A 20,532-nucleotide genomic window follows, 5' to 3' on the forward strand; every position below is an offset into this window, starting at 1 on the left:
CCCTTTCACGACGCGACCTCGACAACGCTCAGTTCCGGAATGGGGAAGACCAGCCGGCCGCCCCAGTCGTGGACAAAGGACAGCTGCTCGGTCAGCTCGGCCCGCAGGTTCCACGGCAGGACCAGGACGTAGTCCGGTCGGTCGGCGGCTATCCGCTCGGGCGGCAGGATCGGGATGCGGGTGCCCGGGGTGAACCTGCCGTGCTTGTAGGGGTTGCGGTCGACCGTGTACGCGAGCAGGTCGGACCGGATGCCGCAGTGGTTGAGCAGGGTGTTGCCCTTGCCCGGGGCCCCGTAGCCGACGACCGTCTCGCCGCGCTCGGCCGCCTCGACGAGGAACCGCAGGAGGTCCCGGCGCACCTTGGCCACCCGGGCGGAGAACTCGGTGTACCCGGACAGCTCCCGCAGTCCGGCGGCCTTCTCCCGGTCCAGCACCTCGGCCACCCGACGGCTCGGTTCGCCGGCCACCTCGGCCGGCCGGGCCCACAGCCGGATGGAGCCGCCGTGCGTGGGCAGCAGCTCGACGTCCACGAGCGCGAGGCCGCCGCTCGCCAGCGCCCGGGCCGCGGACGCGACCGTGTAGTACTGGAAGTGCTCGTGATAGATCGTGTCGTACTGGTTCTCCTCGATCAGGGTCAGCAGGTGCTGCACCTCTATGGAGACCCAGCCGTCGTCGGCGACCAGGGAACGCAGCCCCTGGGTGAACCCGACCACGTCGGGGATGTGCGCGTAGACGTTGTTGGCCACGACCAGGTCCGCCGGGCCGTGCTCGGCGCGGACGGCCGAGCCGGTGTCAGGATCCAGGAACTCGGTGAGCGTGGGCACACCCGCCTCCCGCGCCGCGGCACCGACGTTCACCGACGGCTCGATGCCCAGGCAGCGGATCCCGCGGTCCACCACGTGCTTGAGCAGATATCCGTCATTGCTCGCGACCTCGACCACGAAGGCACCGGAGCCCTTGGCGTCGAGTCCCACCCGCTGTACGGCGTCGGCGACGAAGGCGCGCGCGTGCTCCACCCAGGAGGTCGAGTAGGAGGAGAAGTACGCGTACTCGCTGAACGTCTCCTCCGGCGTGATCAGCGGCGGGATCTGCGCGAGCCAGCAGTCGGTGCAGACCCGCAGGTGCAGCGGGTACGCCGGCTCCGGCTGGTCCAGTTGGTCCGCGGCGAGAAAGCTCTCGCACGGCGGGGTCGCCCCAAGGTCGACGACGCTCGCCAGCGCCGTCGAACCGCAGAGTCGGCATCCTGTCATCCATTGCCCCCATCTCCGCTCGCGCGGGTGTCCCCACCACGAGCCAGTGCTGACCGACCCGCGATCGCGGTGCGGTACCCCTCCACCAGGCGCTCCAGCCCGACGGCCGGGCTGAAGCCCTGCTCGTAACGGCGCCGGGCCGCCTGGCCCATCTCCCGGTTGCGGCCCGGCCCGGCCGCGATCCGGCGTATCCGGGACGCGAGCGAGGCGGCATCGCCCGGCTCGTGCAGCAGCCCGGTCACCCCGTCCTCGACGAGTTCGACGAAGGCGCCGTGACCGGCGGCGACGGCCGGGACCCCCGCCGCCATCGCCTCCGCGACCACCAGCCCGAACGTCTCCCGGGCCGTCGAGGGAGCCACCACGGCGACCGACCGCGCGACGGCCCGCCGGCACTGGGCGGGGTCGTACAGGCCGACGTAGCGCACGTCGTCCCGGCCCGCCGCCCAGGCGATCACCTCTCCCTCCAGCGGCCCCGCGCCGGCGAGCACGAGCGGCACGCCCACCCCTCCACCCGCCGCGACCGCGTCCCACGCGGCCATGAGCAGCCGCAGTCCCTTGGGCTCCGCGAGCCGGCCGAGGAAGAGCAGATGCTCGCCGTCGCCCGTGCGGCGGACGCCCGGGTCGGGCACGAAGTTGTGCTTCACCGCCAGCCGCTCGGCCGGCATGCCGGACCGCACCAGGACGTCGCGCTGCGCCGCGGAGATGCAGAAGAACCGCTCCACACCGGACCACCACCGCCGCCGGTTGACCGACAGGCTGACCGCGAGCGGCACCGTCGCCAACCGGGAGTCGCGGTAGCAGCCGTGCCGGACGGCGGGCAGCGCCGTCGCCGATCCGACGCACTCGGAGCACGGCCGGCCGTCGCGGTGCAGCGTGCCGGGCGGGCAGACCTGGGTGTAGTTGTGCAGCGTGGCGACGACGGGCACATCGGTGTCGGCGCAGGCGGCCAGCACCGCGGGCGACAGGAGCGGGAAGACGTTGTGGACGTGCACCACGTCCGGCCGGTCGGTGCGCAGCCGGGCGGCGAGCTCCGAGCGGACCGCCGGGTTCCATGGCACGAGCAGCGGCACCGCGGCCTTGGCGAGCAGGGACCGCCCGGCGATGTCGTCGCTGCGCCGCTCGAACACATCGACCCGGTGGCCGGCCGCGCGCAGCAGTCCCACCTCCTCGTCGACGACCCTGTTCTCCCCGCTCGGCTGGGCCGAGGAGTAGCGGTTGTGCACCACAAGGACATGCATGGTCAGGTCACCTCCGGGCCCATGGCGGGACGCGTCGTCGAGGAACCGCGGCCGTCGCGAGGGGAGCGGCCGCGGCGGGTGCCACGAGCAGCGAGGCGGCCAGGGCCAGATGCAGCAGATACGGCGAGGCGTCGCCCAGCCCGGCCTCGGTGTACGACGAGATCGCGACGTAGCTGATCAGGAAAATCGCGCAGGCCCTCGGCAGCGACGGTGGCCTCAGCAGTGCGACGCCGCCCAGCACGACGAGGATCGACGCCACGATGGCGATGCCGATCAGACCCTGCTCGTTGTAGACGGCCAGCCAGCTGTTGTCGATCGGCAGCCCGCCGAACGACTTGTCGCCCAGGCCCACGCCGAACACCTTCTCCCCGGTCGTCCGGGGAGCCGACAGCAGGGCGTCCCAGACCTTGGCCCGGCCGGTGAGGTTGGAGAAGTTCTCCTTGTCCTGTCCGCGCAGGAACCACGCCTGCAGCGCGGCGCTGAACGCCACCGCGGCCACCGTGGCGCACAGCACCGTCCCGGCGAAGAACCGGCGGGCGGCGGCGCTGGTCAGGAGGAGCGAGCCGATGGCCAGCACCAACCCGATGATCAGGCCGAGCATGGCCGTCCGGGTATGGGTCATCGCGAGCAGGACGAACGACGGCACGATGATCACCGCCGCGTTGGCCCCGGTGGTCCTGCGGCCCAGCACGAGCAGCACGGTGAGCCCGATGATCACCGCGGAGTACTGTCCGATCTGCGGCGGGGTCAGCGGCCACAACGCGCCGACCAGCCGCCCGCCGTAGTACTCGGGCATGGCCGTGCCCGGTGAGAGGACCAGGCCGGCGGCCACCAGCACGAGCACCGCGAAGTACATCCGGATGTGGTGGCGGACGAACGTCAGGCCGCCGTCCCACCAGCGGCTGATCAGCCACAGCGTGCCGACGAAGAGAGCCAGCCGGGTGCAGCGGAACAGCGCGCCGAGCCCGACCTCCAGGTGCAGGCTGGAGATCACGCTCGGCACCAGCAGCAGGGTGAGCAGGAAGACGAAGGCACTGGCCCGGATGCGCAGCCGGAGGTTGAGCGCGAGCGCCAGCGCGAACGCGGTGAGCAGCGCGCCCATGGTGGCCATCTGGATGAGGGAGCGGGGGAGCGGGACGATGGTCTTCGCCCCGGCGGAGCCCAGTGTGTTCAGGCCCAGCAACGCCCAGACGATCCCGACGGCCTTCGGTGTGCCGGTGGGGCGGGGTTCGATGCCGGGCCGCGTGCCCGCCGTGTCCGTTCCGCCCGGCGGCCCGCCGCGCATCAGGTCCTCGCTCATCTCAACCACCGGCCCGTGGGGCGAAGGTGCTGCCCGCGTCCTGCCCGTACGGGGTGCCCTGCCACTGGTCGGAGTCGAGCTTGCGGCTCGTGTCGTGGGCGATGAACTCCCACGGTCCGACGTAGGCGTTGTCGTGCCAGCGGTTGTGCTGCTGGAGGGTGATCGCCTCGGCCACCCGTTGGCCCTGGTACGGCGACCAGTCCGGATAGGTGCCGTAGTTGGCCAGCACGGCCATGCGCCCGCACTCCGCCGTGCACTTGACGACGGAGGTGTCCAGCAGGAAGCGGTTGCCGTGGATGTCCACCCGCTGGGTCTTCCACCGGCAGTCGGCGTTGAGCGGGGCGGTGGCGATCGCCGGCCGCGCGCAGCGGCCGGTGTCCTTCACCAGCAGCGTGCAGTATCCGGTCGAGGTGTTGGCCGGGCTGTTGCAGAACCGGTCGGCGTTCTCCCACAGAGTGATCCCGGACCAGTTGTTCTCCAGCACGTTCCGGTAGATCTCGATCTTGTCCGTGCGGGCCCGGACCCGTGGTTCGCCGCCGGCCTCCGACACGTAGATGGTCGCGTACGGGAAGTCGTCGCCGCGGTCGGCGTACTTGCGGCCCTCGACCCAGTTGTTCCGCCGGATCGTATTGTTCCGGATGACCGCGTTGTAGCTGGTCTCGTACATCAGGGCGGCGCCGTCGTTGGCCTCCAGCACATTGCCCTCGATGCGGAAGTCATTGTTGTTGTTGTCCGCCCACAACCCGGCTCCGCGGTTGTCGTGCACCCAGTTGCCGCGGATGTCGGCGCCGTCGACGGCCCAGAACTTGATGCCTCCGGTGCAGCCGCAGCCCGGCTGCCGCCGTTCCCAGTCGTCGGTGTTGTTTCCCACGACCTCGTTGCCCTCGACCACCAAGCCCTTGATGGAGTCGCCGGTCTTGTACGCGTTCATTCCGTACTGCCCGTTGCCGCGCAGGCAACTGGCGCGGACCCGCTGGCGGGCACCGGCCATCAGCCCGGCGCCGGAGTTGTACTGGATCTTCGCGTGCTCGATCACCCACCCGTCGGCCATGTCGTGGTTGACCACGCCCTCGTTGTTCGGTGCGACGAATCCCTCCACGGTCAGGTGGCCGATGGTGACATCGCGGGCGGTGCCGCCGAACGCGTACTGGTTGGTCTTCCGGCCGTCGAGCACCGCGCCCGGCGCGCCGAGATAGCGGTTCCCCTCCTTGGGCATGACCTGGGCGTAGCGGTCCGGTTCGAGCCTGTGCTTGCCCGGTCGGAGCCAGAACGTGGTGTTCGGTGGGCTGCTCCTGGTCTTCTCGGCAAGGTCACCGACCACCGCCGGGTCGACCGTCACGGCGCCCTCCGGCGCCTGGGCCGGCCCGGCCGCGGGCTCGGCGCACACCCGGGCCACGGACGCGGCGGGCGCACCGGACGCGGAGGGCGCACCGGTCGGCTTCGCCGGGGCGTCCGACGCGCTGGTGCAGCCGGTCGCCGCCAGCAGGACCAGGACGAGCGGTGCCGCCGGCACCGCCCGGTGCAGCCTCTTGATCACCACGCGTCACCCCCGGCCGCGGAACCTGAGCACGGTGGTGAACCCCTCCACGCCGTCGGCCGTACCGGTGCCGACCAGCGTGGTGGTGGGTTCCTTGCGCCCGAAGCCCGCGGAGTACCAGCCCAGCATGGGGTATCCCCTGCTCGAAGAGCTTGGGGAGGGGTCGCTCTCGCCGCGATGCGCGCGCCAGGACAGCTCGCCCGGCAGGTCGAGTTCCGCCGAGCGGTCCTCGCCGTCGTGGTTCCAGGTGAGCACCGCCCGGTTCCCCACCAGCTCCGCGGTGATCGCCGGGCCGAGGTGGAACGCCAGGTGCACGGCCCGGCGCGGGCCGCGTACCTCGTCGATGACCCGCAGCTCCCGGCTCGCGGCCGTCAGCTCCACCCGGCGGCGGTGCACGGAGGGCTGGTAGCCGTCGTGCTCGGCACACCAGCGGGCCACCCCCGCATCGGATGTGTCCGCGACCAGGACGCGGCTGTGGGCATGCCGGGTCCACAGGAACGGGCCGCCGGAGACGGACTGGTCACCGCCGTCCAGCTGGAGGGTGTTGTGGCCGAGGGTCGAGCGGAAGTACTGCCGCCACTCGGGCTGCCCGTGGTAGCAGAATGTCCCCGGGTCGGCGAGCACGTCGACCCCGTCGTGCCGGACCTCTATGGACAGCGCGTCCGCGTGGGCATGCGCGGCGATGGACAGGAAGCCGTGCGGACCGCCGTCGCAGCGGCACCAGATCTCTTCCGGTCCGCGCAGGATGGTCATGCCCGCGTCGGCGAAGTGGGCGGGCCGGCTCGCCGGGCGGGGCACGGCCGGTGCGGTTCCGTCCTTCGCGTACGGCCGGATGAGCGCGGCCAGCAGCGGGGTACGCACATCGGTGCCGGTCACCTCCGGCCACCAGGCGAGCCGGCCGAACACGGCGTCGCCGGTGGCCAGCAGCGAGGCCCAGCGGTCGGTGCCCGCGCCGTCCACGATCAGACCGTGCCCGTCGTCCGCGTCCCCCTGGCGCGGCGGCCGCAGCCGGTTGTCCACGACGGCCGCGAGCGCGTCGGTCATGCGCAGCAGCACCAGCCGGACGGACGCGGGGACCGGCACGGCGGCCGCATCGGCCTCGGCCAGCGCGGCCAGGCCGAGCTCCAGCACGAGTCCGTGGTACTCGGTGGCCAGCTCGCGGTTGAGCCCGGAGGGGAAGGTGTTGCCGCGCAGATGCCGCTCCAGGGACCGCAGCGCGTCGGCCCGCCACCGTGCCGAGGAGGGGAACCACCCGAACGCGCAAGCGGCGGCGAACTGCCCGGCGGCCTCGGCGATGACGTGGTTGTTCGCCGAGGACCCCCGGCTGGGGAAGGCGGCCAGCCAGCGCTGGTGGTGCCAGATCTGCCTCAACGCCACCGGGTTGCCCTCGAACAGCCCGGCCGCGCCCTGCCAGCCGTCGAGCAGCCGGCGGATCCACACCCAGGACAGCAGCCGGATGCCCAGCTCGATGCCGCTGATCCAGTGCACGCCCCGCAGCGGTGGGTTGACCGCCCACCACGACCGCAGATGGTCGGCCACCCGCTCGGCGTACCGCTCGTCCCCGGTGATCGCGTAGGCGGCGGCGAGCACGGTCAGGTACTGATGCCGGGACAGCTCCCAGATCTGCTTGATGTCCCCGACCGCGTCCTCGTCGCGGTACGGCACGTCGAAGGCGTAGCCCGCCGGAGCCCGGCGCCCGGTCTTCGGGTCGTACCACCAGTCCGGCGCCGCGAGGTCGTCGCGGGCCACCCCGAAGTACTCGGCGTGCCCTTCCATCAGCCGGTCCGCCTCGGCGACGAGACGTTTCGCGGCGTCCGGCGGCACCGCGGCGATCGTCCCGGCGGGCAGGACCGCGGTGAACCGGGCGTCGGTCACGCTCGGGCAGGCCGGCCGCGCCGACCGCCACCGCCGCCGGCGCACCGTGTCGCCCACCCGGCCGCCGACCTCCCGCGGTCCCATCCGGGACAGCCGGCGCAGGTACCAGCTCGCGCTCATGCTCATCGCGCGCTCGCCAACGTCACCGGCGCGCCGCCGGCCAGTGCCGTCCGCACAGCGAGGGTGGCAGCCGTGGTGGCGACCAGCGACTCCAGCGGCACCGGCATCGGGCCACCGGTCCGCACGGCCTTGATGAACGTGGCCAGCTCGGCGGACTGGCCCTTGTCCCGGGCCTTCGGCAGCCGCGAACTGACCCACCGCTTGCGGCCGGCTGTGCTTTCGAAATACACCGAGGCCCGCACGAAGTCGTCGAGCCGCAGCACCTTGCCGTCCGCGATGAGGTCCAGCGTCTCCTTGGGGAAGCCGGGCGCGCCGGTGGTGACGTAGCTGATGGTGGCGGTGGACCCGTCCGGGTAGCGCAGCACGACGTGCAGGTCCTCGTTGCCGGACGTGGAGGACGCGTACACCGAGACCGGGTCGGCGTCGAGCAGCCAGCTCGCCGTGTCGATGAAGTGCCCGCCCTCGCCGGCGAACCGCGAGCCCTCGGTGTCCTGCCGGAGGTACCAGCTGCCGTGATCGAGCCGGCCCGCGTTGACCAGGTAGCGGAGGTTCGCCGGACCGGTCCGGGCGCCGAACCGCTGCCGGGCCTCCCGCAGCAGCGGTGCGAACCTGCGGTTGAAGCCCACCTGGATCCGGTCGTTGCCGGACTCCTCCACCGCCGCGAGCACGCCGGCCAACTCGTCCTGGTCGAGCGCCAGCGGCTTCTCCACGAACACCGCCTTGCCGGCCAGCAGCGCCTTGCGGGTCAGGTCGGCGTGCGAGCTGTGGCGGGTGACCACGAACACCGCGTCGATGGACGGGTCGCCGAGCACGGCGTCGAGATCGGTGGTCGCCTCGGCGAAGCCGAACTTCCGCTGCGCGTTGGTCGCGGACAGCGCCGTCGTGGTGACGACGGTCGACAGCTGAACGCCGTCGCGCTGTGCCAGATGGGGGAGCAGCATCGACGTCGCGTAGTTTCCCGCGCCGACGAACGCCAGGCGCACCGGCGTCCCGGCGGTCCGGACCGGGGTGGACGCTGCTCCGCCGCTGCGCGTCACCGCCGGCACGGCCACCGCCGGGGCCTCCGCTTCCCCCTTGTGGTCGGGGTAGCGGAACAGTACGGCCACGGCCTTCAGGTCGCCGTCCTTCAGGCTCCGGTACGTCTCGACGGCGTCGTCGAAGTCGGCGATGTGGGAGATCAAGGGTTCCACGTCGACGCTCCCGCGGGCGAGGAGGTCGAGGAAGCACGCCAGGTTGCGGCGCTCGGTCCAGCGCACATAGCCGATCGGGTAGTCCCGGCCCTCCAGCTCGTACGCCGGGTCGTAGCGCCCGGGGCCGTAACTGCGGGAGAACCGGACGTCGAGCTCCTTCTCGTAGTACGCGTTCCACGGCAGGTCCAGACGGCACTTGCCGATGTCGACGACCCGGCCGCGGTCCCGGCACAGCCGGGCGGCCAGCTCGACGGGCTCGTTGCTGCCGCCGCCGGCGGCCAGGTACACCTGGTCCACGCCGTGACCGCCGGTGAGCTCGGCGACGGCGGTCTCCACGGCCGCGGACGCCGGATCACCGCAGGCCGCGGCGCCCAGGCGCTCGGCGAGCCCGCAGCGCACCGGGTCGGGGTCGGCCCCGACGACGCGCACTCCCGAGGCGGTCAGCAGCTGCACCACCAGCTGGCCGATCAGCCCGAGGCCGATGACCAGTGCCACTTCGCCGAGCCGCGACTCGCCCTGGCGGACGCCCTGCAGCGCGATCGACCCGACGGTGCCGAAGGCGGCGTGCCGCGGCGCGAGGCCGTCGGGCACCGGGGCGTAGAGGTTCTTCGGCACCCAGTTCAGCTCGGCGTGCAACGCGTGCTCGTTGCCGGCGCAGGCCACCAGGTCGCCGACCGCCACATCGTCGATGCCGGCGCCGACCTGCTCGACCACCCCGCACAGCGAGTAGCCCAGTGGCGTGTAGGAGTCCAGCTTGCCCATCACCTTGCGGTAGGTGGCGGGCACCCCGTTGGTGGCCACGCTCTGCATGACCTTGGCCACCTGGTCCGGCCGGGAGCGGGCCTTGCCCAGCATCGACATGCCGGCCTCGGACACCTTCATCAGCTCGGTCCCGGTGGATATCAGCGAGTAGGCGCTGCGGACCAGCACACCGCCCGGCTTGCACCCCGGCACCGGCACGTCGAGCACCGCCAGCTCGCCGCTCTTGTAGTTCTGCACAACCTGTTTCACCCAAACTCCTCTGAATTCCTAAGCCGTTGACCGAGTGCTCTGGCCGGACCCAGAGGTCGCGTCGCGATACCAGTACTCGAGGGTCAGCACATGCCACAGATGTTTGGAGAAGTCCCGCTGCCCGGCGGCGTCCTCGGCGACCATCCGCGCCAGCGCGTCGCGGCGCAGCAGCCCGGATTCGACGAGCACACCCTCGTGCACCACCTCGCGCACCAGCGGTGCCAGGTCCCGGCTCATCCAGGCGCGCAGCGGGGCGCTGAACAGGCCCTTGGGCCGGTAGACGATCTCCCGGGGCAGGATCGAGGTGGCCGCCTCCTTGAGGACGGCCTTGCCCTGCCGTCCGACGATCTTGCGGTCGCCGGGTATCGCGAACGCCGCCTTGACCACCTCGACGTCCACGTACGGCACCCGTACCTCGGTCGACGCGGCCATGCTGGAGCGGTCCGTGTACGCGAGGTTCAGGCCCGGCAGGAACATCCGGGCGTCGCCCAGGCACATGCGGTTGACGAAGTCGTCGAGGTCGTTGTCCTCGTAGACGTCCGCGTGCTCGGTCAGCACGTCCTCGACCGTCCCGGCCAGGTCCGGATCGACCAGGGCGAGCAGCTCGTCCTGGTCGTACATGGTGTAGCTGCGCCGGAACGCGGTCTCCTCCGGCAGGTCGGCGAAGGACAGGAACCGCTTGGCGAAGCGCACCGACCGGTACCCCCGGCGGGCCGTGGCGACCGGCAGCCGGTCCACGACCGCGGACACCCCGCGCCGCAGGGGCCGCGGGACGCGCTGGTAGCGCAGCGCGATCAGGTTGGCCAGGTGCTTGCGGTATCCGGCGAACAGCTCGTCGGCGCCCATCCCCGAGAGCATCACCTTGATGCCGGCCTCCCGGGCGGCTGAGCAGATCAGGAACGTGTTGATCGCGGCGGGGTCGCCGATCGGCTCGTCCAGGTGGTACGTCATCCGCGGCAGCAGGTCGAGCACGTTCGGAGCGATCTCGATCTCGTGCAGGTCGACGCCGAAGCGCTGGGCCACCTGCCGGGCGTAGCGCAGGTCGTCGGGCATCGCCTCGAACTTGGCGTCCTCGGCGCGGAACCCGATGGTGTAGGCGGAGATCCCGGGTCGGTGGCGGGCCGCCAGCGCGGTCAGATAGCTGGAGTCGAGACCGCCGGAGAGGAAGGTCGCCACGGGAACGTCGGAGAGCAGGTGGCGCCGGGTCGACTCCTCGACGATGGCGGCCAGGTCCGGCCGCTCGCCGGCCCGGGCGCGCTCCCGGCCCTCGGCGGCGACGTCCTTCAGGTGCCAGAACCGGCCGCGCTCCACCCGGCCGTCGGCCCGGCACCGCAGCCAGCTCCCCGGCGGCAGCTTCTCCGCCTCGCGGAACGCGCAGCGCGAGTCCGGCACCCAGTAGTACAGCAGCGAGGCCACCAGCGCCGCGTGGTCCACCTGAAGCGACCCGCCGGTCGCGGCGGCGAGCGCCTTGAGCTCGGAGGCGAACACCAGACCCTCACCGCGCCGGAGCAGGAACAGCGGCTTGATGCCGAGCTGGTCGCGGGCGAGCACCAGCTCACCGGTGCGCTCGTCGAAGACGGCGAACGCGAACATGCCGCGCAGCCGGGGCAGGCAGTCCGTACCCCAGCGCCGCCAGGCCTCCAGCAGCACCTCGGTGTCGGAGGTGCCGCGGAAGCGCACGCCGGTGGCTGCCAGCTCGGCACGCAGTTCGGGCGCGTTGTACAGCTCGCCGTTGTACGTCAGGGCGAGGCCGTCCGAGACCATCGGCTGGGCGCCCGTCTCGGACAGGTCGATGATGGACAGCCGGCGGTGCCCGAGGTGCACTTCGCCGTCACCGGCGGGGTGGCTGTAGCGGCCCGCCCCGTCCGGGCCGCGGTGGGCGAGGGTCTCGGTGAGCCGGTCGGTCACCGCCTTCCCGTCCGGCCACCGGTACGTGCCTGTGATGCCACACATGTTCTACCGCGCCTCCTGGTCGCTGTCCGGGACCCGTGCGGCCCACATCGGCGGCTGCTCCGTGCGCCGCCGGTCCGTCCCCTTCGGCCGGGCCGGCCGCTGGTCGTGGCCGCGTGGCGCGGTGTGCGGACCGTCCCACAGCGTGCCGTCGGTCCGGTCGCGCGGATCGGGGTCGATCAGCACCACTCCGATCACCGCGATGCTCAGGTCCGCGAGCTGCCGCGCCACGGTGTGCAGCCATGCGGTGCCGCCGTGCCCGGCCCGCACGACGAGCACGGTCCGGCCACCGAGGTACGGGAGGTCGGTCCACGCCGTGCCGGGCGCGACCGAGCCGACGCCGAACCGGCGCCCCTCGTGCGACACCTCCGCCGCCCGCTCGCCGCCGACCACGGTCGTGCCGTCGGGTGTGCGGGTGTGGTCGGCGAGCCGCGGGCCGGGCAGATCGTCGACGATCACCACGGGGCCGTCCGGTGCCAGCGCCTCGGCGAGGTCCAGGGCGATCGCGCTCATGTCGCGCGCACAGCCCAGTTCCAGCAGCGACACCGGCTCCGTGGAGCCGCGCACGGCGCGGGCCAGGGTCGTGGTGAGCCGTTCGCGTGCCGTCCGGGCCCGTCGGCGCTGCCACGGCGCGGTCGGCAGGCGGGGCGCGCCGCGCAGCTCCGCGATGACCGAGGCGCCCAGGTTCGCCGCGATCTCCCGGCGCAGCACGGGCCGGTCCGCCACCACCGTGCCGACCGCGGCCAGGGCGAGTCCGAGGACGAGCCCGAGGACGAGCCCGATCGCGGCGTTCGTGGCAGCGGTCCTGGGCAGGGAGTGGTGCACCGCGTGCGGGGCGTCCACGATCTGGGTGCCGGAGACGATCCTGGGCGTGCCGGTGCGCGCCTGCGCGGCGCGTTGGTCGAAATCGGTGATCCGCGAGGTGAGCTCGGCCCGGCGGGAGAAGAGCGACTCGTTGCTCGCCGACCCCTTCTGGTCGCTCCCCGGTGATCGGTCCCCGATCGCCTTGTTGACCTGGTCGAGCTCGGCCCGCATGCGGTCACGCTGGTCGAGCAGGGCCTGGGCCTCGGCCTTCGCGGCCTCCCGCATCCGTCCCACATGGCCGGCGATGAACGCGTCGGCCAGCGCCTTGGCCCGGGCCACCGCTTGCGCGTCGCTGTCGCCCGTCACATCGATCCGCAGCAGGTTGTTGGTCAGGCCGGTACCCCGGTAGGCCCGCATGAAGTCTTCCGGCTTCTCCCGGGACTTGAGGGACTGCAGGGCCTTCTCGGCGACCCGCGAGGTCCCCAGCACTTCGACGTCGGTGCGGATCAGTGTTCCCGTGTCGTTCGGCTGGTCCTCCTGATGCGCGACCAGCACCTTGGTCACCGCGGTCGGTGGCGGCGGCAGCAGGACCGCCACGACCGCGCCGATCAGCAGCCCCAGCAGCCCCAGGGAGTACCACAGGCGTCGGCGTCTGCGCACCGCCACCACCAGTGCCTGGAGGTCGAGCAGCGGAGCGGCGGCCGACGACTCCGACGTCGTGCTCGTCGTCACGCGGAACCTCCCCTCGCGTGGCCGCGAACCGCGAGCTCCGAAGGGGCGTCGTCCGCGGGACGGTCGGCGGACCGCGCCGGACGGGCCCGGACCGTGCCGGCGACGACGACGCCGACGACCTCGTGCCCCGCGTCCGTACACGCCCCGGCGATGCCGACGAGCTCCTCAGCGGTCCAGCTGCCCGCGCTGAGCACGACCAGGGCACCGGACTCGGTGTCGCGGTCCGGCACCATCGGCCGGTCCACCGGCACCCCCACCACCCGCAGCAGCGGGCCGCTCTCGGCCTCGGCGACGAGCCGCTCGGCCGCCCGGTGGGCGATCTCGTCGCCGTCCGGTACGACGACCAGCAGCCGCCGGGGGGCCGGGAGCCGGTCCCGGAGGCGATCGCACACCCGCCGGTAGCGGATCCGCCTGCCGGCCTCGTCGCCGGACATCCGCGGGGCCGGTACGTCCCATGGGGTGTCGACGCCCAGCAGCCGGCGGATCCGGCCCCGTGGGTCACGGCCCTTCGGCCGGTGCGCGGGCCGCTCAGCCAGTACGTCGACGGTACCCAGCGGCACCGAGCCCAGTGCCGCGGCGATCTCCGCTTCCGTGCGGAGCCGGCGATCTCCCCGTGCGGCGGCGAGATGGCCGATGACCGCGAGCAGGAAGGACAGCAGCGCCCCGCCGGCGATGAGCTGCGTCCTGGTCGGCGGGGCCTCGCCGGTCGGCCGGGCCGCCGGACCCATGACGACCGGGCCGGCCTTCTTGGCCGCCGGGTCGGCCTGGTCCAGCTTCTTCATGGCCTCCAGCAGCGCGGTGCGCAGCTTCTCGAGTTCGGTGCGGGCCTGCACGCTCTCCACGGTCCGCCCCGGATCGGCGGCGTTGGCCAGATCGGCGATGCGACGGGTGGTCTGCTCCACCTTCTTGCGCAGTGCCTCGGGCCCCGTCGCCGCGTCGGGGTCGCTGGTGTCGCCCGCGATCCGCGCGGCGAAGGAGACGAACTGCCGGGCCAACTGGTCGGACAGCCGCTGCGCCTGCTCCGGAGTGTCGGCCGTACCCGAGACCTTGATGATGTTCCCGTCGGCGACCTTGGCGCTCACCCGATCCCGCAGCTCGCCGCCACCACCCTTCCCGCCGAGCGCGGCGGCCGTGCGGTCGACCACCGCCGAACTGGTCGCGATCTCCGCCTGGGTCAGCAGCCCGCGATCATCCCACTGCCCCGGTAGCAGGACCGATGCCGACGCCGTGTACCGGGGCGGGAACAGCACCGAGACGCCGAAGCCGACGAGCGCGCCCACCACGGCGAGGACGGCGAGGAACCGCCGGCGCCGACGGAGGATCCGCCCGATCGTAGCCAGGCGTATCGTTTCATCGCTCAACTGTGCGGCCTCTTCCTGCCCGGACCGCATCATCCGCCGACACCGGAGCGCGGCCACGGCAAGCGGCCTCGTAGGCGGCGAGCAGCGACGCCTGCGAATGCCGCCAGGAGAGCTGACCGCCGATCCGCTCCTGGCCGATCTTGCCCATCCGGGCCCGCTGCTCCGGATCGTCCAGCAACCGCGCGATGAGCCCGGCGAATTCCGCCTCGTCATTGGCGGGCGCGTAGACGGCCGCGTCACCGGCGGAGACGCGCGCCTCCCGGAGATCGAACGAGACGATCGGCCGGCCCATCGCCATGTACTCCAGGACCTTGTTCATGGTCGACACGTCGTTGAGCGGATTACGCGGGTCGGGGGAGAGGCACACGTCCGCCGTGGACAGGTAGCGCACCAGATCGGCGTCCGGAACGCGCCCGGTGAACTCCACCTGCTCGGAGAGCCCGAGCCGCCCGGACAGCTCCACCATCGCGTCGAAGGCGTCCCCGGCGCCGACGAACACCGCGTGCCAGTCGGTCCGCCCGAGCTCGTCGCGCAGCGTGGCGAGGGCCCGCAAGGCGTAGTCGACGCCGTCCTGAGGGCCCATGACGCCGAGGTAGCACAGCAGATGAGGCTTGCCGCGCTTCAGCTCCGGCTCGGCCGGCACCGGTTGGAACCGGTCGGTCTGGGGCGCGCTGCGCACCACGAAGACGTCATCCGGCCGCCGGCCGCCACGGCGCACCGCGACGTCCCGGTAGCTCTCGTTCGTCGCGAGCACGACGTCCGCGGTCCGGTAGGTCAGCCGCTCCAGCGCGCACACGGCCCGGTAGAGCAGATCCTGGCCGCGGTCGAACCGGGAGAGATACAGCTCGGGCACCAGGTCGTGCTGGTCGAAGACGAACCGCGCGCCGCGCCGCTTCAGCCACAGCGCCGGCAGGAACAGCAGGTCGGGCGGATTGCAGGCGTGGACCACGTGGACCGGTCCGACCTTGCGGGCCAGCCGGGCCGTATGCCACAACGCCGATCCGTACTCCCGCAGATAGCCGGCCGGACCTCCGGTGGCCGCGCGCAACGGGTAGCGGTGGATCCGCACCCCGTCGATCACCGCCTCCGCCTCCGTGTCCCGCGTACGCCCCCGGGGACAGATGACGTGCACCTCCCAGCCCGCGTCGCGCAAGGTCGTGCACTCCTGCCAGACCCGCCGGTCGAACGGCACCGACAGGTTCTCCACCAGAATCAGCGCGCGCCGGCCCCGCCGGCCGCCGCTCGTCGCGTCACCAGACAAGGCCCACGTACCCCGGCTCGGTCCGGCGCGCCTCGGCGTCGGGAAGGCGGACGAGGTCGATGAGCACCGGGCCGTCGCCATGGGGGAGCGCTTCCAGCACAGCGGGGTCCCTGGTCCCGACCAGGCACACCTCGGCGTGGTCGAGCACCTCGCCGACGGAGTCCACGAGCAGCTGCGCGATGTGCGGCAGCCGGGTCTCGATGTACTCGCGGTTCGCGCCGAGCAGCCGGGACAGGTTCACGTTGGCGTCGTAGATCCGCAGGTCGTACCCCTTGCCGATGAGTCTCTCCGCCAGCTCGACGAGCGGGCTCTCGCGCAGGTCGTCGGTGCCGGGCTTGAAGGACAACCCGAAAAGGCCCGCCCGGCGCTTGCCGGTGCGCTCGACCAGCTCCACCGCCCGCTGCAGATGGTCGGAGTTGGAGGGCAGCACATGGGAGAGGATGGGCACCGAGACGTCGGCCCGCCGCGCCGCGTACACCAGACTGCGCAGGTCCTTGGGCAGGCAGGAGCCACCGAAGGCGAAGCCGGGCCGCAGATAGGCGGGGCTGATGTTCAGCTTGCGGTCGGCCAGGAACACGTCCATCACCTGGTGGGGGTCCACCCCCAGCGCCTGGCACACCGCGCCCAGTTCGTTCGCGAAGCCGATCTTGAGGCCGTGGAACGCGTTGTCCGCGTACTTGATCGCCTCGGCCGTCGGGACGGGCACCCGGAACACCTCGCCGGGCAAGCCCTCGTACAGCGACGCCACCACATCGCCGCTCGCCGGGTCGAGCTCGCCGATGACGGTCTTGGGCGGGTCGAAGAAGTCCCGCACGCTCGTGCCCTCGCGCAGGAACTCCGGGTTGACCGCGACCCCGAAGTCCACCCCGGCCGTGCCGCCGATGTGCTTCTCCAGGATCGGCACCAGCAGGTTCAGGCAGGTGCCCGGGAGCATGGTGCTGCGGAACACGACGGTGTGCCGCCCACCCCGCTCGGCCACCGCGGCACCGATCTGCTCGGTGACCCGCTCCAAGTACGTAGTGCACAGGCTGCCGTTGGGCTCCGACGGCGTGCCCACACAGACCAGCGACACCTCGCTGCCCATGATCGCCTCATGGACGTCGTTGGTGGCCCGCAACGCCCCACTCCGCACGGCCTCGGCGACGAGCTCGCCGATCCGCTCCTCGACCACCGGGGCCTTGCCGTCGTTGACCAGATCGACCTTCGCCTGGTTCACGTCCACCCCGATGACCTCGTGCCCCATGCCGGCCAGGCACGCGGCCGACACGCAGCCCACGTAGCCGAGCCCCAATACGCTTATCCTCATCAGTAGGCCCCCTGCCCTTGGAGCACCGCACGCAGCGTCTTCCACAAAATCACCGAATCAAGGGCGAGCGACCAGTCCTCCACGTACCGCAGGTCCAGCCGGACCGCCTCCTCCCACGGCAGGTCGCTGCGCCCGCTGATCTGCCACAGACCGGTGAGCCCGGGCTTGACCAGCAGCCGCCGCCGGATGTCCGGCGCGTACGACGCGCACTCCTCCGGCAACGGAGGCCGCGGACCGACGAGCGACATCGAGCCGGTGAGCACGTTGAAGAGCTGCGGGAGCTCGTCGATCGAATACCGGCGCAGCACCGCTCCCACCCGGGTCAGCCGCGGATCGCGGCGGACCTTGAACAGCGGGCCGGCGCCCTCGTTGAGATCGGCCAGCTCGGCACGCGCCCTGTCGGCCCCGGCGACCATGGTGCGGAACTTGAAGATGATGAACTCCCGGCCGTCCTTGCCGACCCTGCGCTGGCGGTACAACACCCCGCCCCGGCTGTCCACCAGCACGAGCAGCCCGACGAGCACCATCAGCGGCGCGAACAGCACCAGCAGGACCGCCGCGCCCATCCGGTCGACGACCGCCTTGACCGCCCGGGGAGCCCCGGTGAAGGTCGGCATGCTGACCCGTAGCAGCGGGATCCCGAGCACCGCGTCGACGTGCAGCCGCGGGCCGGCCACCTCCATCAGCACCGGGGCCACGACCATCTCGGCCTCGCTGCCCTCGAGGTTCCACGCCAGGCGCTGCAACCGGTCCGGGGACCAGTGCGGGTCCGGTGTGACCGCGACGACACGGTAGCCGTCGAGCAGGACGTGATCGGCGACGTCCGTCAGCCGGCCGACGACCGGCACCCCGTCCAGTCGGTCATCGTCGAGCACGGGGCCCTCGGGCGTGCACACCGCCTCCACCCGCCAGCCGATGTGCGGGAACTTGCGGGTCCGCGTGATCAGATCACGCACGGTGGCCGGGCTGCCGGCAGCGAGCACCGGGCGCAGACACCGCCCTTCCTTCCGCTGTTTGTGCAGCCCGAGACGCAGCAGATACCGCTCGGTCATGGTGACGAGCGCGATCGCCGGGATCGCGACGAAGATCCAGAGCTTGATGTTGCGCGAGGTGAGGGCGATCCCGCCGAGCGCCAGCACGACGGCCGCCGTGAACAGTGAGCGTCCGAGCCGGCGGAATTCCTCGGCGCCCTGGCCGAGAACGGCCGGCGCCCACGCCCGGCTCACCGCGAGCGCCCCCAGCACCAGCAGCTCGGTGCCGAAGGCGAGAATTCCCCATTTCTCATGCCAGTTGGCAGCGTCGCGGACCCCGAAGAAACCGCCGATCGCCGCGACCACGAAGGCGGTGGCCACGGTATCGCTGGTCATCACGGCGCGGCGGTAGCGCTGTTCCCAGTCGATCGTGGGCCGTCTGATTTCCCCGTTCGCCGGACGTCTTCGCGCCGACGGCAACGGGCTGACTAATTCCCCCTGCTGCACAGGACCCCCAGATCACCAGTGGTTCGACGTGCTCGCCTCACACTGTTTCTCCCCGGGAGGCAACCCCCGCCCCCCGCGCCGCACTGTTCTCCCCCCGGGAGGCCCCCGCCCCCCGCGAACAACATCCTGGCTGTCGCAGCGCTACCTCAACACCTCACACAGGCGGCAGCGGGCCCGCACGTCCTGCCATGTCCTGCCGGATTCCCGAGGTGCGCGGGAACCGTCGAAACCTCGGGAGTTCCCCGCACCCAAGGCCCCCCTCGGGCGCCAAAGAATGATCATCCCCACGTTACGGCGCCGGTCACACGACTGCCGGCTGTGCGCAGCACCGAACCCATGGATCACTATTTGTCGCCCCGTGTCCACCATGTGAAGCACGGTCAATCTAGACCATCGGGGCTCGTATGAAGAGGGGGCGTGTGCAACTTGTGCTCAAGCTTTGAAGCCGGATCGATCGATCGGTGACCACTCGCGAACGCCTTGACGACGAAGACGTGCCGTGTGACCTGTGACGACGGGAGCTCTCCGGGCTGCCGGCACCGGTGACCCCGAGGTGTACGAGGGGTGGACGCCGGACGCTGATCCGACCGGGATCCGCCTACTCGAGAGCGCCCGGTCCGTCATCGGCCGGCATTCCGACGGCTTCGCCGAGTGCGTCGATGGCTCCGCCGGCCGTCCCGACGCCGCCTGAATCAGTGCAATTCGCCCGCATCGCGTGCTCTGCGCAGCCGGAATGGTTCCGGTGGTGGCCCGGGGCAGCAATCCGCGAACCGGCCAAGCTGCCCGGACAAGGCCCGGACACCAGGCCGGACACGGTTTTCCGTGTCCGGGACGGAGCACGTCATTGACCCGGTTTCGCCCATGCTCACAAGCTCGTCCCGGGCCGCCCCAGGAACGGTCGGGGGCCGAGGCTCACCTTCCACTCGACACATGAGGAGCCGTCGTGTTCAGACACGTAGCCACCGCCGTCGCCGCCCTCGCCCTCGGTGCGGCGGGGTTCACCCTCGCCCCCGCCGCGCAAGCCGGCACGAGCGGTACGGAGAAGGCCTGGACCCCGCCGAGCTGTCAGGGCCACCGGGCCAACACCGCCGTATGGGTCACCTGCAAGGGCAAGGGGTCCGCCAGCCAGGTCCGCATGGCCTACTCCTGCCGGGTGCTGGGGCAGGTCGTGCGGCACACCACGGCGTGGGAGTCGCTGAGTGCCCGCGGCTCCACCACGATCAGCGAGGAGTGCAGCTTCGAGGCCGTTTCCGCCAAGGGCGAGTACCGCAAGCCCTGACGCCACGGTGTGACGACAGTGCCCGCCTCTCGCCGGGCGGGCACTTTTACGGGGTCAGACCGAGGCCGTCGCTGCGGCAAGCCTGGAGATCTCGGCGGCGACGGTGCCCGGTTCGGGGGCCACTGTGGCACGGGCGACGCCGTCCAGACCGGGGTGGGCCCCGACCCGGACCGAGTGCCGCGCATTGCGCAGCAGGTCGAGGTCGTTGATGTCGTTGCCAAAGGCGTTGTACTGGTCGATGCCCAGCGAGGCCAGGGCTTCCCACTTGTTCGTCGTACCAGGGGCGAAGTCGATGATCGCTTCGTCGAGGTGGTGGTTGACGGTCATCCCGAGGACGCGGCCGGCTTCGGCCAGGGCTGCCATGTCGGTCGCGTCGACCACGAGGAACTTCACGACGGCGGGAAGGTCGGCGAGGTCGACCCGGCGGGCGAGGCGGCCTTGATCGACGCGGCCGAGAATCGGATGGTCGGCCGGCCCGGTGTAGGCATAGTCCCATGGGCCGTCGGCAAGGTAGCCCGCCCGGAACCGATCGGCCTCGACCAGCAGCTTGCCGAGGTCACCGGCCTCGAACGCGGCTCGTGCCCGGACCTCGCCACCGACGGAGACGAGGCTGCCGTTTCCGCCGATCAGCGTGGCGGTGGGGAAGGCCCCGTCGAGAACGGGCAGGAGGTCGCGGACCGGCCGGGCGGAGGCGAAGACCAACTGGTGGCCGGCGCGTTCACAGCCTTCGATGGCCTCGAGGATCCGGCTGTCGATCGTCCTTCCATCGAAGCAGAGCGTGCCGTCGATGTCGAAGACCGTGGTGCGGGCGGTGGAAATGATCACGATGAGATCGTAGCG

At 71.8% G+C, this 20,532-nt stretch carries 14 protein-coding genes; 1 reads left to right on the top strand and 13 read right to left on the bottom strand.

Features of this window, described 5'->3' with window-relative positions; all coding sequences use genetic code 11:
• Positions 1–5 precede the first annotated feature (5 nt).
• The 12 genes from AC07BS_RS01945 to AC07BS_RS02000 are packed head-to-tail and all read right to left on the bottom strand — an operon-like array spanning position 6 to position 18,413.
• Complete coding sequence (locus AC07BS_RS01945; RefSeq protein ID WP_478638543.1) at positions 6–1,250, bottom strand: class I SAM-dependent methyltransferase; 1,245 nt, start codon at positions 1,248–1,250, stop codon at positions 6–8.
• Complete coding sequence (locus tag AC07BS_RS01950) at positions 1,247–2,488, bottom strand: glycosyltransferase (protein WP_478638541.1); 1,242 nt, start codon at positions 2,486–2,488, stop codon at positions 1,247–1,249. Before AC07BS_RS01950 ends, AC07BS_RS01945 begins: the two co-directional genes overlap by 4 nt.
• A gap of 7 nt (positions 2,489–2,495) precedes the next feature.
• Positions 2,496–3,788, bottom strand: coding sequence for an O-antigen ligase domain-containing protein (locus AC07BS_RS01955; protein WP_478929449.1), 1,293 nt, complete (start codon positions 3,786–3,788; stop codon positions 2,496–2,498).
• A gap of 1 nt (position 3,789) precedes the next feature.
• Entirely contained in the window at positions 3,790–5,328 is a 1,539-nt protein-coding gene (locus AC07BS_RS01960; RefSeq protein WP_478929451.1) for a right-handed parallel beta-helix repeat-containing protein, read from the bottom strand.
• A 3-nt stretch (positions 5,329–5,331) separates the two neighbouring features.
• The gene (locus tag AC07BS_RS01965) at positions 5,332–7,326 is read right to left on the bottom strand and encodes an alginate lyase family protein (protein ID WP_478929453.1); all 1,995 of its coding nucleotides are present in this window, start codon (positions 7,324–7,326) and stop codon (positions 5,332–5,334) included.
• The gene (locus AC07BS_RS01970) at positions 7,323–9,521 is read right to left on the bottom strand and encodes a bi-domain-containing oxidoreductase (RefSeq protein WP_478929455.1); all 2,199 of its coding nucleotides are present in this window, start codon (positions 9,519–9,521) and stop codon (positions 7,323–7,325) included. The genes AC07BS_RS01965 and AC07BS_RS01970 overlap by 4 nt, the downstream gene beginning before the upstream one ends.
• Positions 9,522–9,539: 18 nt before the next feature.
• Entirely contained in the window at positions 9,540–11,474 is a 1,935-nt protein-coding gene (gene asnB, locus AC07BS_RS01975; protein WP_478929457.1) for an asparagine synthase (glutamine-hydrolyzing), read from the bottom strand.
• Between the two features lie 3 nt (positions 11,475–11,477).
• Positions 11,478–13,007, bottom strand: coding sequence for a Wzz/FepE/Etk N-terminal domain-containing protein (locus tag AC07BS_RS01980; RefSeq protein WP_478929459.1), 1,530 nt, complete (start codon positions 13,005–13,007; stop codon positions 11,478–11,480).
• Positions 13,004–14,368 carry a Wzz/FepE/Etk N-terminal domain-containing protein gene (locus AC07BS_RS01985; RefSeq protein ID WP_478929461.1) on the bottom strand — a complete coding sequence of 455 codons (1,365 nt, stop codon included), beginning with the start codon at positions 14,366–14,368 and terminating at the stop codon, positions 13,004–13,006. The genes AC07BS_RS01980 and AC07BS_RS01985 overlap by 4 nt, the downstream gene beginning before the upstream one ends.
• On the bottom strand, positions 14,358–15,629 hold the full coding sequence (locus AC07BS_RS01990) for a glycosyltransferase family 4 protein (RefSeq protein ID WP_478929463.1): 1,272 nt from the start codon (positions 15,627–15,629) through the stop codon (positions 14,358–14,360). Before AC07BS_RS01990 ends, AC07BS_RS01985 begins: the two co-directional genes overlap by 11 nt.
• A complete protein-coding gene (locus AC07BS_RS01995) occupies positions 15,619–16,935 on the bottom strand; it encodes a nucleotide sugar dehydrogenase (protein ID WP_478929465.1) in 1,317 nt (438 codons plus the stop codon). The genes AC07BS_RS01990 and AC07BS_RS01995 overlap by 11 nt, the downstream gene beginning before the upstream one ends.
• On the bottom strand, positions 16,935–18,413 hold the full coding sequence (locus tag AC07BS_RS02000) for a sugar transferase (protein WP_478638521.1): 1,479 nt from the start codon (positions 18,411–18,413) through the stop codon (positions 16,935–16,937). The genes AC07BS_RS01995 and AC07BS_RS02000 overlap by 1 nt, the downstream gene beginning before the upstream one ends.
• A gap of 943 nt (positions 18,414–19,356) precedes the next feature.
• Between AC07BS_RS02000 and AC07BS_RS02005 the strand changes: the two genes are divergently transcribed.
• Positions 19,357–19,692 carry a hypothetical protein gene (locus AC07BS_RS02005; RefSeq protein WP_478638520.1) on the top strand — a complete coding sequence of 112 codons (336 nt, stop codon included), beginning with the start codon at positions 19,357–19,359 and terminating at the stop codon, positions 19,690–19,692.
• A 54-nt stretch (positions 19,693–19,746) separates the two neighbouring features.
• Here AC07BS_RS02005 and AC07BS_RS02010 read toward each other — a convergent pair whose 3' ends face one another.
• On the bottom strand, positions 19,747–20,517 hold the full coding sequence (locus AC07BS_RS02010; protein WP_478929467.1) for an HAD hydrolase family protein: 771 nt from the start codon (positions 20,515–20,517) through the stop codon (positions 19,747–19,749).
• Between the last annotated feature and the right edge of the window lie 15 nt (positions 20,518–20,532).

This window comes from Streptomyces sp. NPDC044063, from assembly GCF_056434285.1.

Excerpts from the sequence above, each read along its gene's own strand:
- AC07BS_RS01945 (WP_478638543.1), bottom strand. The coding sequence starts at position 1,250 with ATGACAGGATGCCGACTCTGCGGTTCGACGGCGCTGGCGAGCGTCGTC.
- AC07BS_RS01950 (WP_478638541.1), bottom strand. The coding sequence starts at position 2,488 with ATGCATGTCCTTGTGGTGCACAACCGCTACTCCTCGGCCCAGCCGAGC.
- AC07BS_RS01955 (WP_478929449.1), bottom strand. The coding sequence starts at position 3,788 with ATGAGCGAGGACCTGATGCGCGGCGGGCCGCCGGGCGGAACGGACACG.
- AC07BS_RS01965 (WP_478929453.1), bottom strand. The coding sequence starts at position 7,326 with ATGAGCATGAGCGCGAGCTGGTACCTGCGCCGGCTGTCCCGGATGGGA.
- asnB (WP_478929457.1), bottom strand. The coding sequence starts at position 11,474 with ATGTGTGGCATCACAGGCACGTACCGGTGGCCGGACGGGAAGGCGGTG.
- AC07BS_RS01995 (WP_478929465.1), bottom strand. The coding sequence starts at position 16,935 with ATGAGGATAAGCGTATTGGGGCTCGGCTACGTGGGCTGCGTGTCGGCC.